The organism is Plantactinospora sp. B6F1 (genome assembly GCF_040120695.1).
Classification (GTDB): Bacteria; Actinomycetota; Actinomycetes; order Mycobacteriales; family Micromonosporaceae; genus Plantactinospora.
The window spans coordinates 412,369-434,735 of the sequence record NZ_JBEEAC010000002.1; the positions used below are offsets into that span (position 1 = coordinate 412,369).

Sequence of the window (22,367 nt, forward strand, 5' to 3'; positions counted from 1 at the left end):
GGTCCGGGAGAGCCCGGAACCCGACCCGGCCCACCCGCCCCGGCCCACCCGACCCGGACCGGGGCCTCCGGTCATCCCCTGGTGAGCAGCCGGACGGCCTCGTGCACGTCGTCGGTGACGTGCACCGAGCGGGCCAGGTCACCGGTGGGCGCGAGGGCCAGCAGCGGGCGCAGCAGCGCCTCGATCGGCAGGGTCTGGGTCCAGAACGCGCTGTCCAGGAAGACGTACGGCCCGCTGTCACCGTCGGTGCCGTAGAACGTCTTGGTGGCCGCCTGGAACACCTCCTGCACCGTGCCGGCGCGACCGGCGGCGAAGACGATCCCACCCCGGGCCAGCCGGAGGATGGTGTCCTCCCGGATCGCGTTGGAGAAGTACTTGGCGATCCGGCCGGCGAAGAGGTTCGCCGGCTCGTGCCCGTACAGCCAGGTGGGGATGGCGAGCCCACCGCGCCGGGCCCACTCGTCCGGATCGGCGGTGTCCCGGCGGCCACCGCCGCCATTGCCGTTGCCGCCGCCGTTGTGGTTGCCGTTGCCGTCGCGCGGCTGCGGTACCGCCGGTGCGAACCGGGCCCGGACCCGGAGCGCGGCCGCCGTGTACGGCTCGTGGTCGGTGAAATCCGGCGCGGCGGCCAGCAGGTCGATCGCCGCGCCGAGGTCGGCCGCCGACCGATCGGACAGGTAGGCACCCAGGTTCGCCGCCTCCATCACCCCCGGGCCGCCGCCGGTCACCACCAGCCGGCCGGCCCGGGCGAGTTCCCAGCCCAGCGTCGCGGCCAGCCGGTACGCCGAGGTCCCGCGCGGTACCGCGTGCCCGCCCATCACCCCGACGACGGAACCCGGCCCGTGCCGGCGCAGCCAGGAGCGGGTGGCGTCGGCCAGTGCGTTGTCGATCGCGTGGTCGTGCAGCCGCTGGGCCAGCGCCTCCCGCAGCTCCGGCAGCGCACCACCGTGGACCCGGAAGTGTTCGTAGACCACCGTGTCGTACATCCCGGCGAAGCCGCCGGTGTCGAAGCCGGCAGCCAGCTCGTCGGCGGTGTAGAGCCGGGACGGATGCGTCGGGTAGGGCAGCGCCGCGAAGTCGGGTACCACGGTCGCGCCGCGCCGGACCAGCTCCGCCTCCACCTCCCGGGAGGCGAATCGACACCCGACGAAGAGGGTGCCGGTCAGGTCGACCGTGGTCAGGTCCGGCACCGGATCGAGATCCAGCCGGAGTCCCTGCACGGTCAGCCCGGCGAGGCTGCCGGTCCGGAGGTGGAGATTCAGTTCGGCGCGTGACTCGATCTCGTCGGCGGTGTCGTCATGCGGTTCGAGTACGTCGGCGGGGGGCGGGGTAGGCACCCCGCCATCCTGCCCCGGCCGGGCAAGCGGCCCGCCCAGCCCTGCGGCGGACCGAACGGAGCAGGTGAGCGGGGCTGCCCGGGCCGGACCGGCGAGAGCCCGGCGGCACCAGGCCACCGGGCTCTCAGTTACCGGGTCCTGGGGAGGCTCCGGATCTCTATTTGTAGTCCAGTGCCGCCCCGACCGCACCGGCCGCACGCGTGACAGATCCCTCAGCCTTTCAGTCAGTGAACCTGGCGTACCCCGCTCGCGACAGCCCGTTGCGGCCGGGTTGAATGGTTCGATGCAGAACCTCTTGCCCGAACCACCGGCCACCCTGCTGCCCCGCGACGACGACGCCGAGGCGGCTCTCGCCGCCGCGCGGTCGGCGGACACCGACGAGGCGTACGCCTCGGCAGCCGCGCAGCATCCGACGTTCAGCGCGGCCTGGGCGGCCCTGGCAGCCCGGGCGCTCGGCTCCGGCCAGGTCGTGGCCGCCTACGCGTACGCGCGCACCGGCTACCACCGGGGTCTGGACCAGCTCCGCCGCAGCGGCTGGAAGGGGCACGGGCCGGTGCCGTGGAGCCACGTGCCGAACCGGGGCTTTCTGCGCTGCCTGCACGTGCTGTCCCGGGCGGCCGGCGAGATCGGCGAGTCCGATGAGGCGGCCCGCTGCGCGCAGTTCCTCCGCGACTGTGACCCGGCGGCCGGCGACGCCCTCTCCGGCACCTGACCCGGACGCCGGGTCGGGGCGCGGCGATCAGAGGCCTTCGGCCACCGACGCCGCGATCTTGAGCCAGGCGTCCCGGGTCGCGGAGGAGAGCTGGGCGTACCGGATCGGCTCACCGGTGTCGATCAACCGCTCGTAAGGCGCCAGCAGCACCGCACGGGTGCGGGCGGCGAAGTGCCGCTCGATCGCCGGCAGGTCGATCTCCTTGCGGGACGGCGGCATGGAGACCACCGTCACCGCCTGCCGGACCAGCCGCTGCCGGCCGCTCTGCTCCAGGTGGTCGAGCATCCGGGCGGCCGTCTCGGCGGAGTCGTTCCGGGCCGACATGGTCACCACGAGCTGGTCGGTGGCGTCGATCGCCGCCTGCCAGTTCTGCGCCCGGACGTTGTTGCCGGTGTCCACGAAGATCAACTTGTAGAACCGGCTGACCACCTCGCGGATCTCCGCGAAGGCGGCGGCGGTGAGCATCTCGCCACCGGTCGCCGACTCGTCCGAGGCGAGGACGTCGAACATGCCCTCGCTCTGCGAGCGTACGTACTGGGACAGGTCGCCGACCCGGCCGTGTGCGCCCTTGAACTGGTAGAGGTCGCGCAGCATGTCCCGCACGGTCCGGGAGTGGAAGTCCTGCTGGGCCCGCATCCCCAGGGTGCCCTGGGTCTCGTTGTTGTCCCAGGCCAGCACGTATCCGCCGCGCTTCTGCCCGAAGGTCATCGCCAGCAGCAGGATCGCCACCGTCTTGCCGGCACCGCCCTTGGGGTTGACGACGGTCACCTGCCGGAGCCCGCCGAAGTTCCGGCGGATCATCTCGATGTCCTGCTTGATCTCCTGCTCGTGCCGCCCGGGAGCGAGCTTCACCAGCCCCAGCGTGGTCTTGTTGACCGCTGCGCGTACCCCCATCTGGGCGACCGGGTCGGCGGGGCGTACCGCCCGACGCCGGGCGAAGTCCTCGGCGGTGGGCGTACCGGCGTCCGGCGTCCAGAGCGGGTCGGGATAGGCGTTCCCGGATTGCGGCGGCATCTGCTGCACGCCGGCCGACTCGGCGTACGGCTGCGGCGGCACCTCGGTGACGCCGGGATGCGGCGGGACCGGCGGTGCTGCCCAGCCGGGCTGGCCGGGCACCGGCGGGGGTGGCGGCGGATAGCTCGGATAGCCGGGCTGGCCCGGATAACCCGGGGCGCCGGCCTGGTCCGGCGGCGGGTACGCCGAGACCGGCGGCGGTGGCGGCGGGCCTGGCTGATGGGGCGGTGGCACCGGCGGGTAGCCCGACACCGGGCGCGCCGCCGCTGAGTACGGGCCCGGGGTGATCGTGGGCGGGTACGGGCCGGCCGGCGGGGCAGATCCGCTCGCCGGATCGGCACCTGGACCGGAGACGGGCTCCGGCGGGACCGGTTGTGGGGTGACCGGCGGCGACGGGGGGCCCGGCGGCGGAGTCATCGGCGGTGGCGGCAGCGGCTGCGCCGCCATCGGTGCCGTGGCGACCTGCTGCGGGCCGACCGGCCGCTGCGGCGGCTGTGCCCAGGGTGACTCGGCGGACGGCCGTGCCGGTCCGCCGCCCGGCTGGGGCCGGCTGGTGGCGGGCAGCGTCGCCCGGCCACGGGCCGGTTCGGCGGGTCGGGCGGATTCTCGCTGCTCGGCCGGCTCGGCCTTCGGCTTCGCCGCACCGACCTCGGCCGTCCCGCCCGGCGTGTCCTCGGCGGCAGCCGGCCGGCTCTGCTCGGCACCGGACGAGGACTCTGCCGCTCCGGGCGCGGTCCCGGTCTCGGGCCCCTGCCCGGCGCCCCCGCCCGCCGCCCCGCTGACCGGGCCAGCCCCGCTGACCGGGCCAGCCCCGCTGGTGGGGGCCGCGCCACCGGTAAGCCCTACGCCGGTGGTCGGACCCCCGCCACTCGTGGGGGCTGTGCCGCCCGTGGGGGGCGCCCCGCCGTGCGGAGCGGCGCCGCTGGTCGGCGCGGACGGGGTCACCCCGGCCGCCGGATCCACGGTCGCCTTGCCAGCGCCCGGGCTCACCGTCGCCTTGCCGGCGGCGGGGCTGACGCTCGCCTTGCCGGCGGCCCGGGGTCCGGCCGTACCTGCGCCGCCGGAGCCTTCCTCGCCGGTCGCCGGCCGGTCCGGGGAACCCGGCCGGGCCCGGCCGACCGCGTCCGGTCCACCGGTGCTCTGCGGCCGGCCGGGGGCGTCGGGACGGTGGACGTCACTGGCGCCCACCGAGGCCCGGCCACCCACCGAGGCCCGGCCCTGGTTGCTCGGAGCGACCGTGGGCCAGACCCGGGTCGGCGAGTGCAGCGGGGTCTCCGCCGCACCGGTCTCCGGACCCGGACCGGACGGCGGGGGCGGCGCTGCCTGCGGCGGCTGCGACAGCGGTGCCGCCGGGTGCGTGGGCGGTCCCGGTGGCGGCGTCGGCGGTGCCGCTGCCGGGTGGCTCGGCGGTCCTGGCGGCGGCACCGGCACGGCGGTCATCGGCGGGACCGGCGGCCGCTGCGGAACGGGCGGCTGTGGGGCGGGCGGCTGCGGCCCGGGCTGAACCGGCACCGGGCTGAACGTGGACGGGATGGACGGGACCGGCGGGACCGGGATCGCGGGCGGTGTTGCCGCACCGGGCGGCGGAGTGCCCTGGTAGGGCTGGTGCGCGACGGGCTGCGGAACGCCGGCGATCGGGCCGGGCGGGGTCGCGTCCGGCGGCGGTGGTGGAGTCGGCGCCCAACTGATCGGGTTGGACTCGTCGCGCGGCTCGGCGACGATCTCGTCCGGCGGCCACAGCGGCTCGGCCTCCTGTGGCGCTGTCGGCACCTGGCCCGGCACGTACACCCGGTCTCCATGATTGTTCACCACGGCCTACCTACCTCCCTCCCACACCCGAGGATATGCCCGCCGATCGGCCTCGGGCCGGGCACAGAGGTCCCCACCCACAGCCTTCCACAAGAGATCAATGGTCGTACACCGCCCATGCCCCCGGCTCGATCCACCACGATCGCTTGCGGTTGAGCGTCCCCGTCACCCCGTCGTCCAGGAACGGCACCTCCGGGTCCCGGGGCGTGACCGCGACCGCCCGGCCACGGGCCCGCCGCACCTCGAGGCGTACCGTCCGGCGGCCCCAGCGGGACCGGGCCGCCACCGGTACGGCCACCGCGACCTCGAGCGTGCCGTCGGCCGGGTCGGCTGTGGACAACAGGCGTACCTCGCCGAGTTCGGCGTAGCCGCCCCCGTTGCCGATCGCGCAGGCGACCAGCGGATCGTCACCGGCCGACAGCACGCTGTCGTCGACCTCGACCCGGCCACGCCAGGCCAACGGCGTCCCGGCGTCGTTGGCGGCACCGAGCAGTGCGCCGTCCAGGGTGACCGAACCACCGTCGTTGCGGAGCAGGTCGAGCCGGCGCACCCGACCGTCGAGTACGGCCGAGGCGACCGCCGCCGGCTCGCGGGGCAGGCCGAGCTGCCCGGCGAGGTCCCGGGGCGGCCCGGACGCGGTCGACCGGCTCGGGTCCAGCGGGAGTACGCCGATCGCCGGCAGGTCGGGCACGGTCCGGTTGCCGGCGAGATCGGCCGGACGGCGGCTCGGCGGCGGGGCGTACCGGCGGACCAACCGACGTATGACGGCGCGTAACTGTGCGTCACTCGCCGTAGCGACGACCAGTCGGGTCTTGCCGTCCGGATCGGGCCAGTCGAGCCCGTCCGGCCGGGGCGGACCGTCCAGCCGAGTCAGCGCCGCGTCGATCTCCCGATCCGATCGGGCAGTCACCGTCTCGACCCGGGCGCCCCGTTCGGTGAGCGCGTCCGCGCAGGTCAGCACCGGTACCCGTGGGCTGTCCGCGCAGCCTGCCCGGTCGGGTGCCGAGCCGGACGAGCAGCAGCCGCCGCCCGCGTCACAGCCCGCCGGGTCGACTTCACCCGGGGCGAGGGTGAGCAGTACCACGTCGTACACCGGGAGTCGCCTCCTGCCGCCAGCCCCGGCCTCTGCCGGCCGGGTCGTCACTTTTTGTTAGCCTGACACCCCGGGCTCGCCACGCGGTCGCCACCTGGCACCCGAGCCCCCTGGAGGCGGGTTTAGAGATGCCGGCGATCGTGCTCATCGGGGCGCAGTGGGGCGACGAGGGCAAGGGCAAGGTTACCGACCTGCTGGGTGACCGGGTCGACTACGTCGTCCGTTACTCCGGCGGCAACAACGCCGGGCACACGGTGGTGACCCCGGACGGGCAGAAGTACGCGCTGCACCTGATGCCGTCGGGCGCGCTCTCGCCGAGCGCGGTGATCGTGATCGGCAACGGCGTGGTGGTCGACCCGAAGGTGCTGATCTCGGAAATCGACGGGCTGGCCGAGCGGGGCGTCGACGTCTCCCGGCTGCGGATCTCCGGTGACGCGCACCTGATCATGCCGCACCACCGGGCGCTGGACCGGGTCGTCGAGCGTTACCTGGGTTCGTCCCGGATCGGCACCACCGGACGGGGCATCGGCCCGGCGTACGGCGACAAGGTGGCCCGGATGGGCATCCGGGTGCAGGACCTGCTCGACCCGGGCATCCTGCGCAAGAAGCTGGAACTCGCGCTGCGGGAGAAGAACCAGATCCTGTTCAAGGTCTACAACCGCAAGGCGCTGGACGTCGACGCGGTGACCGAGGAGTACCTCGGTTACGCGGAGCGGCTGCGGCCGTACATCGCGGAGACCCGGGTGATCCTCTGGGACGCGCTGGACCGGGGCGAGACGGTGCTGCTGGAGGGCGCCCAGGCCACCATGCTCGACATGGACCACGGCACGTACCCCTTCGTCACCTCGTCCAACCCGACCGTCGGCGGTGCCTGCGTCGGGTCCGGCATCCCGCCGATGGCGGTGAACCAGGTGATCGGGGTGACGAAGGCGTACACCACCCGGGTCGGGTCGGGGCCGTTCCCGACCGAGCTCTTCGACGACCACGGCGCGCACCTGCGCAAGGTCGGCGCCGAGTACGGCACCACCACCGGTCGGGAGCGCCGGTGCGGCTGGTTCGACGCGGTGATCGGCCGGTACGCCGTCCGGCTCAACGGCATCACCGACCTGGTCGTCACCAAGCTCGACGTCCTCTCCGGGCTGGAGAAGGTGCCGATCTGCGTCGGCTACGAGATCGACGGCAAGCGGTACGACGACATGCCGATGACGCAGACCGCGATCCACCACGCCAAGCCGATCTACGAGGAGCTGGACGGCTGGTGGGAGGACATCTCCAAGGCGCGGTCCGAGGCGGAGCTGCCCGAGAACGCCCGTCGCTACGTGGCCAGGATCGAACAGCTGTGCCGGGCCCGGGTCAGCGTGGTCGGTGTCGGCCCCGGCCGGGACGAGAACATCGTCCGGCACGAACTGATCCCGATGCGGTGAGGAAATGCGGTGAGGAAGGGCCCCCTGTACAACAAAAAACGATAGGCGGGAGTCCTTCCTTACCCGCCTGGCCGTAGGATCGGGCGTCGTGCGCGTACTACTCATCGGTGGCGGCGGGCGGGAGCATGCTCTGGCGCTCGGCCTGGCCGCCGACCCGGCCGTCGACCAGTTGATCGCCGCACCGGGCAACCCGGGCATCGCCTCGGTCGCGCAGCTGCGCCCGGTGGAGGCCACCGATCCGGCGTCGGTCGCGGCGCTCGCCGTCGAGGTCCAGGCCGACCTGGTCGTCGTCGGTCCGGAGGCGCCGCTGGTCGCCGGGGTCGCCGACGCGGTACGCGCCAAGGGCATCCCCTGCTTCGGCCCGTCCGGCGCGGCGGCCCGGATCGAGGGCTCCAAGGCGTTCGCCAAGGAGCTGATGGCGGCGGCCGGGGTGCCGACGGCCCGGTGCCGGACGGTGGACAGGGCCGGTGGCGGGATCGGATCCGCGCTGGTGGCGCAGGCGCTCGACGAGTTCGGCCCGCCGTACGTGGTCAAGAACGACGGACTCGCCGCCGGCAAGGGCGTGGTGGTCACCGAGGACCGGTCGGCCGCGCTGGACCACGCCACCGGGTGTGGCCGGGTCGTCGTCGAGGAGTACCTGGCCGGGCCCGAGGTCTCGATCTTCGTGGTCACCGACGGCGAGACCGCGCTGCCGCTGCTGCCGGCCCAGGACTTCAAACGGGTCGGCGACGGCGACACCGGACCGAACACCGGTGGCATGGGGGCGTACGCGCCGCTGCCGTGGTTGCCCGCGGACACCGTGGACGAGGTGCTGACCACGGTGGTCGAGCCGACCCTGGCCGAGATGCGGCGCCGGGGCACCCCGTTCAGCGGGCTGCTCTACGTGGGGCTGGCGATCACCCGGCACGGCCCCCGGGTGATCGAGTTCAATGCGCGGTTCGGCGATCCGGAGACCCAGGTCGTGCTCCCGCTGCTGGAGACGCCGCTCGCCGGCCTGCTGCACGCGGCGGCGACCGGCACGCTGGCCGCGCATCCACCGCTGCGCTGGCGGCCCGGTGCGGCGGTCACCGTCGTGCTCGCCTCGGCGGGCTATCCGGGTACGCCGAGGACCGGTGACGTGATCACCGGCGCGGAGCGGGCCGGGATAGTGCACGCCGGCACGGCCCGCCGCGCCTCGGACGGCGCGCTGGTCTCCGCCGGTGGCCGGGTCCTCTCCGGCACCGGCCTCGGTGCCGACCTCGACGCGGCCCGGGCCGCCGCCTACGCGCTGGTCGCCGGGATCGGCCTGCCGGGAGCGCACCACCGGACCGACATCGCGGCGCTGGCCGCGGCGGGCCGGCTCGCCGCACCCGACCGGGTGGCGTCGCCGGCCTGCTGAAGCCCCGCCGGCCCGCACGCCCGCACCGCCGGGTCACCGCGATCGCCCGGGCGTTGCCGTCCCGGCTGGCACGAAACCGTGATTCGCCGATCTCACCCGGTCCCTACCGTGAGTTCACCCCCGGCCGTCGGCCTCGGGGAGAACTCAGCGGAGGAGCGACCATGCACAGGTACCTGACTCGGGCGGCCCTGGTCGCCCTCGGCGGCGCGGTCGCGGTCGTGGCGACCGGTTGCGTGACGATCGAGCGCGGCGGGTCCGCGCCGGCCAGCTCGGCGCCGGTCGCCGGTGACGCCGGCCTGGGCAGCGCGCCGTCGGACGAGACGGCCGCCGCGCCGGCGCCGACCGGCAGCCCGGCGGGCCAGGGCGGGCAGCCCGGCGGCGGTCAGAGCGGCAACACCGGCGGCGGCGACCACGGCGGTACGTCGGGGAACGGTACGACCCAGCAGAAGCCGAGCGGACCGACGATCGTCTTCTACCGGATCAAGCAGAAGCCGCAGTGCGCACAGGGCACGAGCGTGAACCCCATCCCCGGGGTTCCGGTGATCCTGGAGTGGAAGGTGACCGGCACCGACCAGGTCACCCTCTCCGTCGACGGCCCCGGAATCTACGACACCTATCCGGCGGTCGGCACCGCGACCATCAACTTCGCGTGCGGCGGCAGTCCGGGTGAGTACGTCAAGCACACCTACCAGCTGCGTACCGTCGGCGGTGGCGAGGTGCGCTCCAAGACGCTGACCGCCTCGGCCCTGGTACACGAGATCCCCCAGGTCTGAAACGAGGGCTGCCAGGCCCGTCCCGTCCTCTTCGGACGTCCCTTGTGCACGGCTGCGGACGCAAGCCGCGACGACCCGTTATCCTCGCCGGCATCGATTCGGTGGTCATCAGGAGGGGCGATGCGGTTTCGACGGGGGCTCGCGACGTTCGCGGCGGCGGTGACGGCCATGGTGCCGGCGGTGGTGCTGCCGGCCGCCGTGCCGGCCTCGGCCGACGAGGTCAACGCCAGGTACAACGTCTGGACCTGGAATGTGGCCGGCTGGAAGATGCACCGGGGTGCCACCGGCAACGGGCTGATCACCGCACTGGCGAACTCGATCCGCAACCGCCACGCAGATTTCGCCGCCCTCAACGAGCTGTGCCGGAGCCAGTACAAGGCGGTGCAGTCCAACCTGCGGGCCTCGGGCTGGCCGACGGATGTGGAGAACTTCTCCCGGTTCCAGGAGCACAACTCGACGGCCTGCAACGGTGAACCGTTCGGTCTGGCCATCTTCAGCAGGCAGCCGATGGGTCCCGCCGCCCGTTTCCCGCTGGCGCCGGATGGCAGTCTCGAGCGACGCCAGCTGCTCTGTGCGCCGCTGGAGGCCCGTCCGCACCTGCGGTTCTGCACCACCCACATAACACCGTCGAACGATGTGATCGGCGGCGTCAAGATCAACGAACGGCAGCTCGGCGAGGTGCTGACGGTGCTGGAGAACTACCACGCCGCCGGGGACACCGTGATCATCGCCGGTGACTTCAACGCCCAGCCCGACTACGGCCGGATGAACCCCTGGTACTCCAGGAACCTGAACGTTCCGCTCAACGGCGGTAACCGAGGGGACTACCGGGAGTTGGACGACACCCACGCAGACAGCCCCGGTTACGGCGAGACGACCGTCGCCGCCGGCGACACCAGCGGTCCGGGCGGCCAGGGCAAGAAGATCGACATGATCTTTGTACGCGAGAACCGGATCGTCGGCACGTACACCGGCGACTCGCTCTCTATCTCCACCGCCTGCGGCGGCGCCTGCTCCGACCACCGGATCCTGATCGGCACGGTCACCGTCCGGGTCACCACCTGAGCCGTCGACATGCCCCGGGGCCTGACCGTCGACCGCGCAGGGGCGGCCCGGGGTCAGGCCGCCCGGTGGTAGCGGCGCAGTTCCCGGGTCAGCACCTTGCCGGTCGCGTTGCGCGGCAGGGCCGGTACGAAGATCACGTCCCGGGGCACCGAGAACCGGGCGCGGTAGCGGCGGACGTACTCGCGTACCGCGTCCGGGTCGAGCGTCTCGCCCGGGTGCAGCACCAGGTACGCGGCCAGCCGCTGCCCGTACGTCCGGTCCGGCACCCCGATCACCGCCACCTCGCGCACCTGGGGCAGCTCGGCGAGGACGTTCTCCACCTCGGACGGATGGACGTTCTCGCCACCGGAGACGATCATGTCGTCGGCGCGGCCGTCGACGAAGAGCAGCCCGTCGGCGTCCAGGTGGCCGAGGTCGCCGGTGTCCAGCAGCCGCCCGCCGACGGGACCGCCCCGAGCGTCCGGCTCCGGACCGCCCCGGCCGTCCGGCTCCCGGCCGCCCGCCGTGTACCCCTCGAAGAGCAGCTCGTTGCCGACGAGGATCCGGCCGACCCGGCCGGCCGGGGTCGGCTCGCCGTGCGGGTCGACGATCGCCAGCCGGGTGCCGTGCGGCGGCCGGCCGGCGGTGGCCGGCGCCCGGCGCAGCTCGGCAGGGGTGGCGATGGCGGCCCAGGAGACCTCGGTGGAGCCGTACAGGTTGTAGAGCACGTCGCCGTAGCGGTCCATGAACCGGGTGGCCAGGCCGCCGGGGAGCGCCGAACCGCTCACCGCGACCACCTCCAGCGGCGGCCGGGGCGTCGCGGTCGGCACCTCCAGCAGCCGCTGCACCATCACCGGTACGGCGAACAGTGCGGTGCAGGAGTGCCGTCGCATCGCCTCCAGCGCGGCCAGCGGCTCGAACCTGCGGTGCAGTACGACGGTGCCGCGCAGGGCGAATGCCATCTGGAGCGCCGCGTACCCCCAGGTATGGAAGAGCGGGGCGGCGACCATCATCCGGACTCCGGCGTGCAGCGGGATCCGGTCGATGATCGCGACCAGCGGGCCGAGGCCGCTCGGGGTGGGCCGGCGGGCACCCTTCGGCGTACCTGTGGTGCCGGAGGTGAGCACGATGGTCCGGCCGTCCCGGGCTGGTGGGCGCAGTTCGCCCGGGGGCGCCCCGGCGACCAGTCCCGGGTACTCCCGCTCGTCGAGCCGCTCCACCTCCGTGGGCAGCCCGACCACCCGGTCGAGGAACTCGGCGTCGTGCACCAGCAGCCGGATCCGCTGCTCTGCGGCGACGGCCGCGAGCTGTGCCCCGGAGAGCCCGGTGTTGACCAGCACGATGTCGGCGCCGAGCAGCCCGCCGGCCAGGACGGTCTCGACCAGCCCGGAGTGGTTGCGGCAGAGCAGCCCGATCCGGTAGCCCTCGGTGACGCCGTACCGGATCCGCAGCGACCGAGCCAGCCGTTCGGCCCGGTCCAGCAGTTCCCGGTAGCTGATGTCGCCGTGCTCCTCGTCGATCAGCGCGACCCGGTCCGGGTCCCGGGCCGCCGCCTGGCGTAGCTCGCCGGCCAGGCTGAACCCCCAGTTCCGCAGCGCGCCGAGCTGCGCGGCGACCCGCCGGGGCGAGCCGGGCCGCAGCAGCCCGCGCCGGGTCAGCGTGGCGACGAGAAACGCGAGGTCGGAAGGCAAGGAGGGGCTCCGGTCAGCGGATCTGGCGTCCGGAGATGGCCCGGGAGATGACCAGCCGCTGGATCTCCGAGGTCCCCTCGAAGATGGTGTAGATCTTCGCGTCCCGGTACCAGCGCTCGACCGGGTGCTCGCGCAGGAAGCCGGCGCCGCCGAGGATCTGCACCGCCTTCTCGGTCACCGAGACCGCCACCTCGCCGGCCTTGAGCTTGGACATCGAACCCTCGCCCGCGCTGAACGGGCGGTTGTTGCGGCCCATCCAGGCAGCCCGCCAGACCAGCAGCCGGGCGGCGTCGATCTCCGTACGCATGTCCGCGAGCGCGAACGCGACCGCCTGGTTCTCGATGATCGGCCGACCGAACTGGACCCGCTCCCCGGCGTACGCCAGGGCGTACTCGTACGCCGCCCGGGCCACCCCGATCGCCTGTGCGCCGACGGTGGGTCGGGAGAGTTCGAAGGTACGCATCGCCGCCTGGCTCTTGCCGCGCTGGCCGGAGCGGGCCCGGTCGAGCCGTTCGCGCAGTGCCTCGTGCCCGCCGAGCAGGCAGCGGCCGGGCACCCGTACCTCGTCCAGGAAGACGTCGGCGGTGTGCGAGGCGCGCAGTCCCAGCTTCTTCAGCTTCTTCGTCGCGGTCAGCCCCTCGGTGCCGGTCGGCACCACGAACGCGGCCTGCCCCCGGGAGCCGAGTTCGGGCTCCACCGAGGCGGTCACCACGTGCACGGCGGCGATTCCGCCGTTGGTGGCGTACGCCTTCTGCCCGGTCAGTACCCACTCGTCGGCCGCGGAGTCGTAGCGGGCCCGGGTACGCATGGCGGCCACGTCGGAGCCGGCCTCCGGCTCGGTGCTGCAGAACGCCGCCACCGCCGGCCGGTCGGTGTCGCCGTAGCACTGCGGCACCCATTCGACCAGTTGCTCGGGGGTGCCGGAGCCGTAGATCGCGGCCACCGCCAGGGTGGTGCCGAAGAGGGCCATGCCGATGCCGGCGTCGCCCCAGAAGAGCTCCTCGTTGGCGAGCGGCAGGGACAGGCCGGTCGGGTCGGCCCAGCAGTTCGCGATGAACTCGAAGCCGTACAGTCCGACCTTCGCCGCCTCCTGGAGCACCGGCCAGGGGGTCTCCTCGCGGGCGTCCCACTCGGCGGCGGCCGGGCGCACGATCTCGGCGGCGAAGCCGTGCACCCAGTCGCGCAGGTCCCGTTGCTCCTCGTTCAGGTCGAGCGAGAACTCGGTCACGCCGCCCCCTCGTCGTCGGTCGTCGGGTCGGGCCCGGGCGCCGGCCGGGCCGGCGCCCGGTGTCGGTTCAGGCCTTCGGGATGTCGAACAGGTTGGCGATGTTGGCCGCCAGCGCGAGGTCGCCCTTTGCCTTGAGCTTGCCGGTCATGAACATCGTCACCGGGTTGGCGCCACCGGAGACGATCTTGAGAAACTCGACCGGCCCCATCGTGAGGGTGAGCTTCGGATCCCGCTGCGGGGTCTCCGAGATCTGGCAGGTCGCGTTCTCGATCACGATCTCGTAGGTGTCGGAGCCGCCGTCCTGCCGGCCGGTGATGGTCCAGTGGATGACCGTGTTGGTGTTGCCGGCCCGGTCGGCCCGGAACAGTGTCGGCATCCGGCCGAACACCGCGTCGAGGACGTTGCCGCGCAGGTCGCCGCTCATCACCTCGGCCAGTTTGTCGTCCGGGGTGGACTTGACGATCTGGGCGAACTGCTTGGGCTCGAGCGAGGCGAAGTTCGCCGGGTCGAAGTCGGTCATGCCAAGGCCCTCCGGGCTGATGTCGGTGGTCGCTGTTCCGGTCAACGTTATTGGTTACTCGTGCGTAACCTTACGCACGAGTAGGTAAGCTCGCAAGGTGTCGACTCCGCGCGCCTTCCGGCGGCTGCCCCGGGCCGTACGGGAGCAGCAGATGCTCGATGCCGCGGTCCGGGTCTTCTCCCGGCGCGGCTTCCACGCGGCGAGCATGGACGAGATCGCCGACGAGGCGGGCATCTCCAAACCCATGGTTTACGCCTATCTCGGGTCAAAGGAGGAGCTTTTCACCGCCTGCCTGCACCGGGAGGGGGTGCGGCTGGTGGAGGCGATCGTCGGTGCGGTCGTACCGGACCTGCCGTTCGAGGAGCGGCTCTGGCGGGGCCTGCGGGCGTTCTTCCGGTTCGTCGGCGCGCACCGGGACGGCTGGGCGGTCCTCTACCGGCAGGCCCGGGGTGAGCGGCCGTTCGCCGGCGAGGTGGCGGCGATGCGGAGCCGGATCATCGAGGTGGTCGCCGGGATGCTCGCCCGGGGCCTGGCCGCCGAGGGCCGCGAGGTCCGCCCGGCCGAACTGGAGGTCATGGCGTACGCCCTGGTCGGTGCCGCGGAGTCGGTCGCCGACTGGCTGGCCGACCACCCCGGGGCCGACCCGGACGCGATGGCCGGCCGGATGATGGATTTCGCCTGGACCGGTGCCGGCGACCTCCTCGCCGGCCGCCTCTGGCGTCCCCCGCCCGGCGCCGACCCGGTCTGACTCCGCCTCCCCAGCCCACCCGGCCTGACGCAGCTGCGACTTGACGCGTGCGGCTCGGGGTGTCAGTCTTTCCTGACAGGGGGTGTCAGATCAGTCTGACACCCGGGAGGGAACCGGACGCATGGACCAGGCCGCACCCGCTGGCGAGCAGTTGCTGCGCACGCTCACCGCGCTGGCCAGCCCGCACCGGCTGCGGATCGTCGCGGCGCTCGCCGAGGGCCGCAGCTACGTCAGCCAACTGGCCCGCCAGCTGGGGATGAACCGGCCGCTGCTCTACATGCACCTCCAGCGGTTGGAGGCGGCCGGCCTGGTCGTCGGCGAGCTGGAGACCGCCCGGGACGGCAGCTCGGTCAAGTACTTCGAGGTGGTGCCGTTCGCACTGGCCCTCACCCCGGAGCTGGTCGCCGAGGCCGTGGCGACGCTGGAGGCGGCGCAGCCGGCCGGGACCGCAACAGGAGAGAACGGCCCGGCAGCGGGCGGATCGGGAGAGGACACGAGCACGTGAGCACACTGTTGGCAGCCGATTTGGACATCGCACACACCGCCACGATCGCGACGGCCGTACTGGCGGTCATGGTCGTCGCCGTCGTCGGATTCGTCGGCCTGGGCTTCTACCGGGCCCGGCGGAGCACGGCCGGCGAGGCGGCATACCGCGACCTGGTCGAACGGGTCGTCGAGGCGGAGAGCCGCACGGCGGAGGCGACCGCCGCGACCGCCGAGGAACTCGGCGGGCTGCGCACCGAACTGCGCGGCACCCGCGACGAGATGGCCGAGGTCAAGCAGCGGCTGGCCGAGTTGGAGCGGTTGCTCAGCCAGATCGGCTGAGTCGACGTCGACGGCACTTCCACGGGGAGGAACGCAATGAGACGCAGTCTGCGGCACGCCGTCCGGACGGTTCTGGCGGCGGTGGTCGCCGTGCCGGTGGCGGTCGCCGCCGGGATCGGCCCGACCGCCGGAGCACCACCGCCGGACGACCTGAGCCGGGTGGAGAGCTACCTGCGGGGGTACATGTCCGAGGTCCGCACTCCCGGGCTGGCGTACGCGGTGGTGCGCGGCGACCGGGTCGTCGGGCAGGGCGCCTGGGGGGTCGACGGGAACGGGAAGCCACTCACCCCGCGCACGCCGTTCGTGCTCGGCTCGGTGACGAAGTCGTTCACCGCGCTGGCGGTGATGCAGCTCGTCGAGGCCGGGCGGGTCGAGCTGGACGCACCGGTCCGCCGGTACGTGCCATGGCTGCGGCTGGCCGACGAGTCGATCGCGGCCCGGATCACCGTACGGCAACTGCTGGTCCAGACCACCGGGTTGCCGCAGGTGGCGGCGATGGGGCTGACCGACCGGTACGACAACAGGCCCGGCGCACTGGCTCGTGCGGTACGGGACCTGTCGGCGGTCGAGCCGACCGCCGAGCCGGGCACCGTGCACCAGTACAGCGACGCCAACTACCTGGTCCTGGGCGCACTGGTGGAGGAGGTGACCGGTGACACCTACGGCGGATACCTGCGCCGGCAGGTGCTCGACCCACTCGGGATGGTCGACTCCGCCGCCACCGAGGCGGAGGCGGAGGCGGTCGGTGTGCCGCCCGGACACCGCTACTACTTCGGCCGGCCGCAGCGCTTCGCCCCGCCCTTCGACACCTCCGGCGTGTCGTACGGCTTCCTGGCGGCGAGCCTGACCGACATGACCCACTACGCCGTCGCCCAGCTGGACGACGGCCGGTACGCCGGTCGCGCCGTACTGTCGGCGCAGGGCATCGCCCAACTGCACGCCGGCCAGGTCTCCACCGGCGGCGGTGGCCGGTACGCGATGGGGTGGCGGGACGGCACCCTGGGCGAGCCGGCCGAGCGGATCGTCTGGCACGCCGGGGCGACCGCGAACTCCTTCGGCCACGTCGTGCTGGCGCCGGGATCGGACCTGGCCGTGGTGGTCCTGGCCAACATCTACAGCCTGGCGATGGACGCTCCACTGGTCTCGGCGGCCTTCAACGTGGCCCGGATCCTGCACGGCGTCGAGGCAGAGGCCGGTGCGGCGGAGGATCCCATCTTCGGCCGGCTGCTCGGCGGGCTGCTGGCGGTCGCCGTACTCCTGCTCGCCCTGCTGGTCTGGTCGGTGGTCCGGGTGGTTCGCCGCCCGGCCGGGCCGGCGCGGTCACGCCGCCGGACCGTCGCCGGGGCCGCCGGCTGGGTCGCCGGCTGCGCGGCCCTGGCCGCCGGGACGACGTGGCTGCTTCCGGCGGCCTGGGACGGTGCCGGCCTGGCCCAGGTGCGGCTCTTCGCGCCCGACATCGGCGACGCGATCGTGGCGGTGGCCGTGCTGGCCGGCCTGCTGGCGCTGACTCGGGTCGGCGTGGCGGTGGTTGCCCTGGCCGGTCGGCGAGGGGTGCCGGATGAACAGCCGCGCTACGAGGTGGTTCGCTGACCGTCCGAGCGCCGTCGGGACGGGGGGCGTCGGGACGGGAGATCGGGACAAGGGGCGTCGGGACGGGAGCGGGATCCTCCCGTGGAGCAGGGGTACGGGTGCTCCGGTCCGGTGGGACCGGAGCACCCGTGACACCGCCGGTGGCGCGCGGGGCCGGGTCGGTCGACGCCGTGCCGGCGGGTCAGATCCGGCCGGTGCCGGCGCCGCCGGTGACGATGGACTTCACGTTGGCGGCCGGGTCGAGGCTGTACCCGTACGGAATGCCGTTGACGCTGCCGCCGGCCTGGCCGGAGCCGGAGTTGACGAAGTGGTTGTTCCGGGCGACCAGGCCGCCGACCGGCGAGCTGCCCTCACCCCGGTGGTACGGGTCGTCGACGTTCTCGAAGTAGTTGCCCTCGACGAGTACGCCCGCGTTGCAGGTGGAGGCGACGCCGTAGCCGCCGTTGCCCCGGTAGAAGTTGTTGTATACGTGCACCGGGTTGCCGAACCGGACCCGGGGGTGTCGCTGGTTCGAGCCGTCGAACCAGTTGTGGTGGTACGACACCCGCAGCCGCCCGACGTCCTCGCCGGCGTTGTTGTCGGAGTGGCCGAGCAGGAACGACTTGTCGTGGCTGAAGACCCGGTTCCAGGAGACGGTGATGTAGTCCGAGCTGCGCTTGATGTCGACGGCGCCGTCGGAGCCGTTGCTGAAGCTGTTGTGGTCGATCCAGACCCGGGTCGAGTACTGCACGTTGATCGCGTCGTCGCCCCAGTTCCGGAAGTTGATGTTCCGGATGATGACGTTGCTGACGCTGGCGACGTTGAGTCCGCCGCCGGTGATGGTGGCGTTGCCGCCGACCCCGATGATGGTCTTGTTGGCGGCGACCTTCTGCATGCCGCTGATCGAGATGGTGCCGGAGACGCGGATGACCCGGGCACCGCTGGCCTGCATGTTGCTGATCAGGCCGGCGGAGTCGGTGACGGTCACCGCCGAGGCGTTGCCGCCGCCGGTGGTGCCGCCGCCCTGGGCGGCCCAGCCCTCCAGGTTGAACGAGGCCGCCGAGGCACTCGGCATGGCGACCAGGGAGCTGGCCACGAGCGTGGCGGCGGTGACCGCGGCGAGCAGCGGGACCCGGCCGAGTCGCCAGGGACGGGTGGTGGTTTCGGTGCTGGACACAGGGAACCTCCGAGCGGAAGTGGTCCACCCCGACGGCCGGGTCGCGGGTGGGACGCGGACGCCGCCAGCGGTGGGTGGACGGTGCGGCCGGCGGGTCCGGACCGCACCAGGGGACGGGATGCTGGAAAGCGCTTTCCAGCTTAGAGCGAAGACTATCGATGCCCTACTGTCGTGTCAACGACAAATCTCGATGTTTGTCGCGACCTGTCGGGCTTGGCCCGAGAGCGTGATCAGTCCGGATCACCCGGATCAGCGCTCGTTCGCGGGCGCCACCTCGCCGAGCAGGTACGGGCGGCCGCGAGACGGGTCGTGCAGCCCGAAACTCCAGGCCCGGGCGGCGGAGAACGCGACCGTGCCGGGCAGCGGCACCGGCAGCTTGAACACGACGTCCGCCGTGTACGCGTCGGGCAGCCGCCCCTCCAGCGCGGCCAGGCACCGGGCCTTGCTCCACATGCCGTGTGCGATCGGCCTGGCGAAGCCGAACAGCCGGGCGGCGATCCGCGACGTGTGGATCGGGTTGTGATCGCCGGAGACCCGGGCGTAGTCCCGGCCCACCCGGGTGTCCACCCGCCACAGCGCGGTCGGTGCCGGGGGAGCCGCCCGATCCCCGGAGCCGCGCCGGTCACGGTCGGCCGCCGTACGCTCCCGTCGCAGGTACGTCGAGACGCCGCGCCACACCACCTCCCCGGCGACCGAGGCGGTGCAGACGATGTCGAACTGTCGGCCCCGGTCGTGCGGGCGCAGGTCGACGGCGCGTACCGCGAGATCCAGCCGCTCCGCCGCGTCCACCGGACGGTAGGTGGTGATCCGGTTCGCCACGTGCACCAGCCCGACCAGCGGGAGCGGGAACTCCGGCGCGCTCATCAGACGCAGGGCCAGCGGAAAGGCGAGCACGTGCGGATAGGTCGGCGGCAGCGTGTCGGTGAGCCGGAACCCGCACACCCGGTCGTACGCCGCCAGGTGGTCCCGGTCCACCGCCACCGACCGGACCAGCAGTTCGGTCTCGGGAAGCCGCTCGGCACGCCGGGCCGCCCCGAACCTCGGGGCCAGCCCGATCACCGCCCGACGGTAGAGCGGCCCGGCGGCCGGCAGCACCGCCAACTCGACCCCGGACGGTCCTTCGGTGTGGTTCGGCAGGTCGGACATCAGGCCCCCAGCAGGCTCTGGCCGCAGACCCGGACCACGTTGCCGGTGACGCCGGCCGAGCCGGGCGAGGCGAACCAGGCGATCGTCTGGGCGACGTCGACCGGCAGGCCGCCCTGCGCCATGCTGTTCATCCGCCGACCGGCCTCGCGCAGCACCAGCGGGATCCTGGCCGTCAACCGGGTCTCGATGAAGCCCGGCGCGACCGCGTTGACGGTGATGCCGCGCTCGGCGAGCAGCGGAGCCATCGAGTGCACCAGGCCGATCACCCCGGCCTTCGAGGTGGCGTAGTTGGTCTGACCACGGTTGCCGGCGATCCCGGCAATCGAGGAGACGCCGACCAGCCGCCCGCCGCGCGGGATCAGCTCGCGGTCCAGCAGTACGTCGTTGATCCGCTCCTGGCTGGTGAGGTTGACCTCCAGCACCGAGTCCCACCGGTCCGGGGTCATCCGGCCGAGCGTCTTGTCCCGGGTGATCCCCGCGTTGTGCACCACCACGTCGACCCGGCCGTACCGGTCGGCCAGATGGTCGGCGAGCCGCAGCGGCGCGTCCGGCGCGGTCAGGTCGAGCTGTACCGCCGTACCGCCGACGGCGTTGGCGACCTCGGCGAGCGCGTCACCGGCGGCCGGCACGTCCAGCGCCACCACCCGGGCGCCGTCGGCCGCCAGCACCTCGGCCACCTTCGCCCCGATTCCCCGGGCGGCCCCGGTGACCAGCGCGATCCGGCCGTCCAGCGGGCGGGCCCAGTCGACCTCCGGCACCTCTGCGGGGCCGATCCGGATCACCTGCCCGGAGACGTACGCCGAGCGGCCGGAGAGCAGGAAGCGCAGGGTCGACTCGACGGCCCGCTCGGCACCCGGCGCGACGTAGACGAGCTGTGCGGTCGTACCCCGGCCGAACTCCTTGCCGATGCTCCGGGTCAGCCCTTCCAGGGCGCGTTGCGCGGTCGCCTCCCGAGGCGTGCCGCAGGACTCCGGCGGGGTGCCGAAGACGACCACCCGGCCGGACGGGTGCAGCGCCCGGGCCAGCGGGTGGAAGAAGTCGAAGAGCGCGCGCAGCCCGGCCGAGTCGGTGATGCCGGTGGCGTCGTAGAGCAGGGCGGCCTGCCGGGGCACTCGCCCGTCCCCGTTCCCGTCGGCCGGCCCGGTGCTCCGGCCGTTCGACGTGTGGTCCCGGCCGTTCGGTGAATGGTCCCGGTCGTTGGCCGAGTCGTCCCGGCCGTTCGGCGAGGCGGTTCGAGCCCCCGACGGATCGGAGATCTCCACGCCGGCCGAGCGGAGCAGCGTGGCCAGCGGCTCGACCAGGCGACCACCGGGGGCGGCGTCCAGGCGTACCGGGCCGTGGACGAGCGGGTCGCCGGGGCGGTGACGGCGCAGCCTGGGCGGATCGGGCAGGCCGAGGCGCTTGACCAGCGCCCGGCCGGGACCGGTGTGGGCGAAGCTCGCGTACCTGTCACTCATGCCCGTAGCCTACTCGCGGGTAAGGTAGGGACAACCCTGCGTTCTGGAGGCGTCACCATGGAAGCCGTACGTCGCGTCGCGGTCCTCGGAGGCAACCGGATCCCCTTCGCCCGCTCCAACGGGCGGTACGCCAAGGCGTCGAACCAGGACATGTTGGCCGCCGCCCTGGACGGGTTGATCGCCCGGTTCGGCCTGTCCGGCGAGCGGCTCGGCGAGGTGGCCGCCGGTGCGGTGCTCAAGCACTCGAAGGACTTCAACCTCACCCGGGAGGTGGTACTCGGCTCCCGGCTCGACCCGCGCACCCCCGCGTACGACATCCAGCAGGCCTGCGGCACCGGCCTGGAGGCGGCGATCCTGGTCGCCAACAAGATCGCGCTCGGCCAGATCGAGGTCGGGATCGCCGGTGGCGTGGACACCACCTCGGACGCGCCGCTGGCGGTCAACGAGGAGCTGCGACGCACCCTGCTGGAGATCAACGCCGCCCGGACGCTCGGCGGGCGGCTGCGTGCCGCCGCCCGGCTGCGCCCGGCCCAGCCGTTCCGGCCGGAGGTTCCGCGCAACGCCGAGCCGCGTACCGGACTGTCGATGGGTGAGCACGCGGCGATCACCGCCCGGCGCTGGAACGTCGACCGGCAGGCCCAGGACGAACTCGCGGTCCGGTCGCACCAGCGGCTCGCCGCCGCGTACGACCGGGGGTTCTTCGACGACCTGGTCACGCCGTACCTCGGGCTGACCCGGGATGCGAACCTCCGCCCCGACACCAGCGTGGAGAAGCTCGGCAAACTCAGGCCGGTCTTCGGCACCCGGGGGCCGGACGCCGAGCACGCCAGCATGACCGCCGGCAACTCGTCACCGCTCACTGATGGGGCGTCGACGGTGCTGCTCGCCTCCGAGGAGTGGGCCAGGGCGCACAACCTGCCGGTACTGGCCTGGCTCGGTGCGTCGGCGACCGCCGCCGTCGACTTCGTGCACGGCGACGAAGGGCTGCTGATGGCCCCCGCGTACGCCGTGCCCCGGCTGCTCGCCCGGACCGGACTGACCCTGGCCGACTTCGACTACTTCGAGATCCACGAGGCGTTCGCCTCGCAGGTGCTGGCCACCCTGGCCGCCTGGGAGTCGCCGGAGTTCTGCCGGGACGGACTGGGCCTGGAGGCCCCGCTGGGGTCGATCGACCCCGGGAAGCTGAATGTCAACGGCTCGTCGCTGGCCGCCGGCCATCCGTTCGCGGCGACCGGCGGCCGGATCGTGGCGACCCTGGCCAAGCTGCTCGCCGAGCGCGGTTCGGGACGCGGGCTGATCTCGATCTGCGCGGCCGGCGGTCAGGGCGTGGTGGCGATCCTGGAACGCTGAATTGGCGGGGTTGTTCGGGCCGGCACGGAAGGTCCCGTCCATCGAGGCGAACCAAACAGCCGATATAGCGGG

At 73.2% G+C, this 22,367-nt stretch carries 18 protein-coding genes and 1 pseudogene; 10 read left to right on the top strand and 9 right to left on the bottom strand.

Annotated elements, in window-relative coordinates; genetic code table 11:
- Positions 1-71: 71 nt before the first annotated feature.
- Complete coding sequence (locus tag ABNF97_RS05030) at positions 72-1,337, bottom strand: SLOG cluster 4 domain-containing protein (RefSeq protein WP_165436627.1); 1,266 nt, start codon at positions 1,335-1,337, stop codon at positions 72-74.
- Positions 1,338-1,620: 283 nt separating this feature from the next.
- On the opposite strand from ABNF97_RS05030, the gene ABNF97_RS05035 reads away from it, so the two are divergent.
- On the top strand, positions 1,621-2,049 hold the full coding sequence (locus ABNF97_RS05035) for a DUF3151 family protein (RefSeq protein ID WP_130461408.1): 429 nt from the start codon (positions 1,621-1,623) through the stop codon (positions 2,047-2,049).
- A 27-nt stretch (positions 2,050-2,076) separates the two neighbouring features.
- Here ABNF97_RS05035 and ABNF97_RS05040 read toward each other — a convergent pair.
- Positions 2,077-3,795, bottom strand: a pseudogene (locus ABNF97_RS05040) (MinD/ParA family ATP-binding protein); the annotation flags it as partial.
- A 1,174-nt stretch (positions 3,796-4,969) separates the two neighbouring features.
- Positions 4,970-5,965, bottom strand: coding sequence for a diacylglycerol kinase family protein (locus ABNF97_RS05045; protein WP_130461410.1), 996 nt, complete (start codon positions 5,963-5,965; stop codon positions 4,970-4,972).
- Positions 5,966-6,093: 128 nt separating this feature from the next.
- Between ABNF97_RS05045 and ABNF97_RS05050 the strand changes: the two genes are divergently transcribed.
- From ABNF97_RS05050 to ABNF97_RS05065, 4 genes are all read left to right on the top strand, one after another.
- On the top strand, positions 6,094-7,389 hold the full coding sequence (locus tag ABNF97_RS05050) for an adenylosuccinate synthase (RefSeq protein WP_130461411.1): 1,296 nt from the start codon (positions 6,094-6,096) through the stop codon (positions 7,387-7,389).
- Between the two features lie 88 nt (positions 7,390-7,477).
- On the top strand, positions 7,478-8,767 hold the full coding sequence (gene purD, locus ABNF97_RS05055; RefSeq protein ID WP_349337783.1) for a phosphoribosylamine--glycine ligase: 1,290 nt from the start codon (positions 7,478-7,480) through the stop codon (positions 8,765-8,767).
- Between the two features lie 161 nt (positions 8,768-8,928).
- Entirely contained in the window at positions 8,929-9,540 is a 612-nt protein-coding gene (locus tag ABNF97_RS05060) for a hypothetical protein (RefSeq protein ID WP_130461413.1), read from the top strand.
- Positions 9,541-9,660: 120 nt separating this feature from the next.
- Complete coding sequence (locus ABNF97_RS05065; RefSeq protein ID WP_349337784.1) at positions 9,661-10,605, top strand: endonuclease/exonuclease/phosphatase family protein; 945 nt, start codon at positions 9,661-9,663, stop codon at positions 10,603-10,605.
- Between the two features lie 53 nt (positions 10,606-10,658).
- Here the strand turns inward: ABNF97_RS05065 and ABNF97_RS05070 are convergent, their stop codons facing one another.
- From ABNF97_RS05070 to ABNF97_RS05080, 3 genes are all read right to left on the bottom strand, one after another.
- The gene (locus ABNF97_RS05070) at positions 10,659-12,275 is read right to left on the bottom strand and encodes an AMP-binding protein (protein WP_349337785.1); all 1,617 of its coding nucleotides are present in this window, start codon (positions 12,273-12,275) and stop codon (positions 10,659-10,661) included.
- A gap of 13 nt (positions 12,276-12,288) precedes the next feature.
- Positions 12,289-13,503, bottom strand: a complete 1,215-nt coding sequence (locus ABNF97_RS05075; RefSeq protein ID WP_130461416.1) for an acyl-CoA dehydrogenase family protein — start codon at positions 13,501-13,503, stop codon at positions 12,289-12,291.
- A gap of 67 nt (positions 13,504-13,570) precedes the next feature.
- On the bottom strand, positions 13,571-14,023 hold the full coding sequence (locus ABNF97_RS05080) for an SCP2 sterol-binding domain-containing protein (protein ID WP_130465729.1): 453 nt from the start codon (positions 14,021-14,023) through the stop codon (positions 13,571-13,573).
- Positions 14,024-14,174: 151 nt separating this feature from the next.
- Between ABNF97_RS05080 and ABNF97_RS05085 the strand changes: the two genes are divergently transcribed.
- From ABNF97_RS05085 to ABNF97_RS05100, 4 genes are all read left to right on the top strand, one after another.
- A complete protein-coding gene (locus tag ABNF97_RS05085) occupies positions 14,175-14,771 on the top strand; it encodes a TetR/AcrR family transcriptional regulator (RefSeq protein WP_130465730.1) in 597 nt (198 codons plus the stop codon).
- 121 nt (positions 14,772-14,892) lie between these two features.
- Entirely contained in the window at positions 14,893-15,276 is a 384-nt protein-coding gene (locus ABNF97_RS05090) for an ArsR family transcriptional regulator (protein WP_130461417.1), read from the top strand.
- Positions 15,273-15,596, top strand: coding sequence for a hypothetical protein (locus ABNF97_RS05095; protein WP_130461418.1), 324 nt, complete (start codon positions 15,273-15,275; stop codon positions 15,594-15,596). Before ABNF97_RS05090 ends, ABNF97_RS05095 begins: the two co-directional genes overlap by 4 nt.
- A 36-nt stretch (positions 15,597-15,632) precedes the next feature.
- On the top strand, positions 15,633-17,186 hold the full coding sequence (locus ABNF97_RS05100; RefSeq protein ID WP_349337786.1) for a serine hydrolase domain-containing protein: 1,554 nt from the start codon (positions 15,633-15,635) through the stop codon (positions 17,184-17,186).
- Between the two features lie 181 nt (positions 17,187-17,367).
- Here the strand turns inward: ABNF97_RS05100 and ABNF97_RS05105 are convergent, their stop codons facing one another.
- The 3 genes from ABNF97_RS05105 to ABNF97_RS05115 all read right to left on the bottom strand — a co-directional run bounded on the left by ABNF97_RS05105 (position 17,368) and on the right by ABNF97_RS05115 (position 20,945).
- Complete coding sequence (locus ABNF97_RS05105) at positions 17,368-18,240, bottom strand: pectate lyase family protein (protein ID WP_502930452.1); 873 nt, start codon at positions 18,238-18,240, stop codon at positions 17,368-17,370.
- A gap of 351 nt (positions 18,241-18,591) precedes the next feature.
- Positions 18,592-19,488, bottom strand: coding sequence for a MaoC/PaaZ C-terminal domain-containing protein (locus tag ABNF97_RS05110; protein WP_349337788.1), 897 nt, complete (start codon positions 19,486-19,488; stop codon positions 18,592-18,594).
- Positions 19,488-20,945 (bottom strand): 3-oxoacyl-ACP reductase, encoded by a 1,458-nt coding sequence (locus tag ABNF97_RS05115; RefSeq protein ID WP_349337789.1) that lies wholly within the window; start codon positions 20,943-20,945, stop codon positions 19,488-19,490. Before ABNF97_RS05115 ends, ABNF97_RS05110 begins: the two co-directional genes overlap by 1 nt.
- A gap of 57 nt (positions 20,946-21,002) precedes the next feature.
- Between ABNF97_RS05115 and ABNF97_RS05120 the strand changes: the two genes are divergently transcribed.
- Positions 21,003-22,295 (top strand): acetyl-CoA C-acetyltransferase, encoded by a 1,293-nt coding sequence (locus tag ABNF97_RS05120; protein ID WP_349337790.1) that lies wholly within the window; start codon positions 21,003-21,005, stop codon positions 22,293-22,295.
- The last annotated feature ends 72 nt before the right edge of the window (positions 22,296-22,367 follow it).

What these genes read in the sequence shown, in the direction of transcription:
- ABNF97_RS05035 (WP_130461408.1), top strand. Translation starts at nt 1,621, where the DNA reads ATGCAGAACCTCTTGCCCGAACCACCGGCCACCCTGCTGCCCCGCGAC.
- ABNF97_RS05050 (WP_130461411.1), top strand. Translation starts at nt 6,094, where the DNA reads ATGCCGGCGATCGTGCTCATCGGGGCGCAGTGGGGCGACGAGGGCAAG.
- ABNF97_RS05060 (WP_130461413.1), top strand. Translation starts at nt 8,929, where the DNA reads ATGCACAGGTACCTGACTCGGGCGGCCCTGGTCGCCCTCGGCGGCGCG.
- ABNF97_RS05065 (WP_349337784.1), top strand. Translation starts at nt 9,661, where the DNA reads ATGCGGTTTCGACGGGGGCTCGCGACGTTCGCGGCGGCGGTGACGGCC.
- ABNF97_RS05080 (WP_130465729.1), bottom strand. Translation starts at nt 14,023, where the DNA reads ATGACCGACTTCGACCCGGCGAACTTCGCCTCGCTCGAGCCCAAGCAG.
- ABNF97_RS05085 (WP_130465730.1), top strand. Translation starts at nt 14,175, where the DNA reads ATGCTCGATGCCGCGGTCCGGGTCTTCTCCCGGCGCGGCTTCCACGCG.
- ABNF97_RS05090 (WP_130461417.1), top strand. Translation starts at nt 14,893, where the DNA reads ATGGACCAGGCCGCACCCGCTGGCGAGCAGTTGCTGCGCACGCTCACC.
- ABNF97_RS05100 (WP_349337786.1), top strand. Translation starts at nt 15,633, where the DNA reads ATGAGACGCAGTCTGCGGCACGCCGTCCGGACGGTTCTGGCGGCGGTG.
- ABNF97_RS05105 (WP_502930452.1), bottom strand. Translation starts at nt 18,240, where the DNA reads ATGCCGAGTGCCTCGGCGGCCTCGTTCAACCTGGAGGGCTGGGCCGCC.
- ABNF97_RS05110 (WP_349337788.1), bottom strand. Translation starts at nt 19,488, where the DNA reads ATGTCCGACCTGCCGAACCACACCGAAGGACCGTCCGGGGTCGAGTTG.
- ABNF97_RS05115 (WP_349337789.1), bottom strand. Translation starts at nt 20,945, where the DNA reads ATGAGTGACAGGTACGCGAGCTTCGCCCACACCGGTCCCGGCCGGGCG.
- ABNF97_RS05120 (WP_349337790.1), top strand. Translation starts at nt 21,003, where the DNA reads ATGGAAGCCGTACGTCGCGTCGCGGTCCTCGGAGGCAACCGGATCCCC.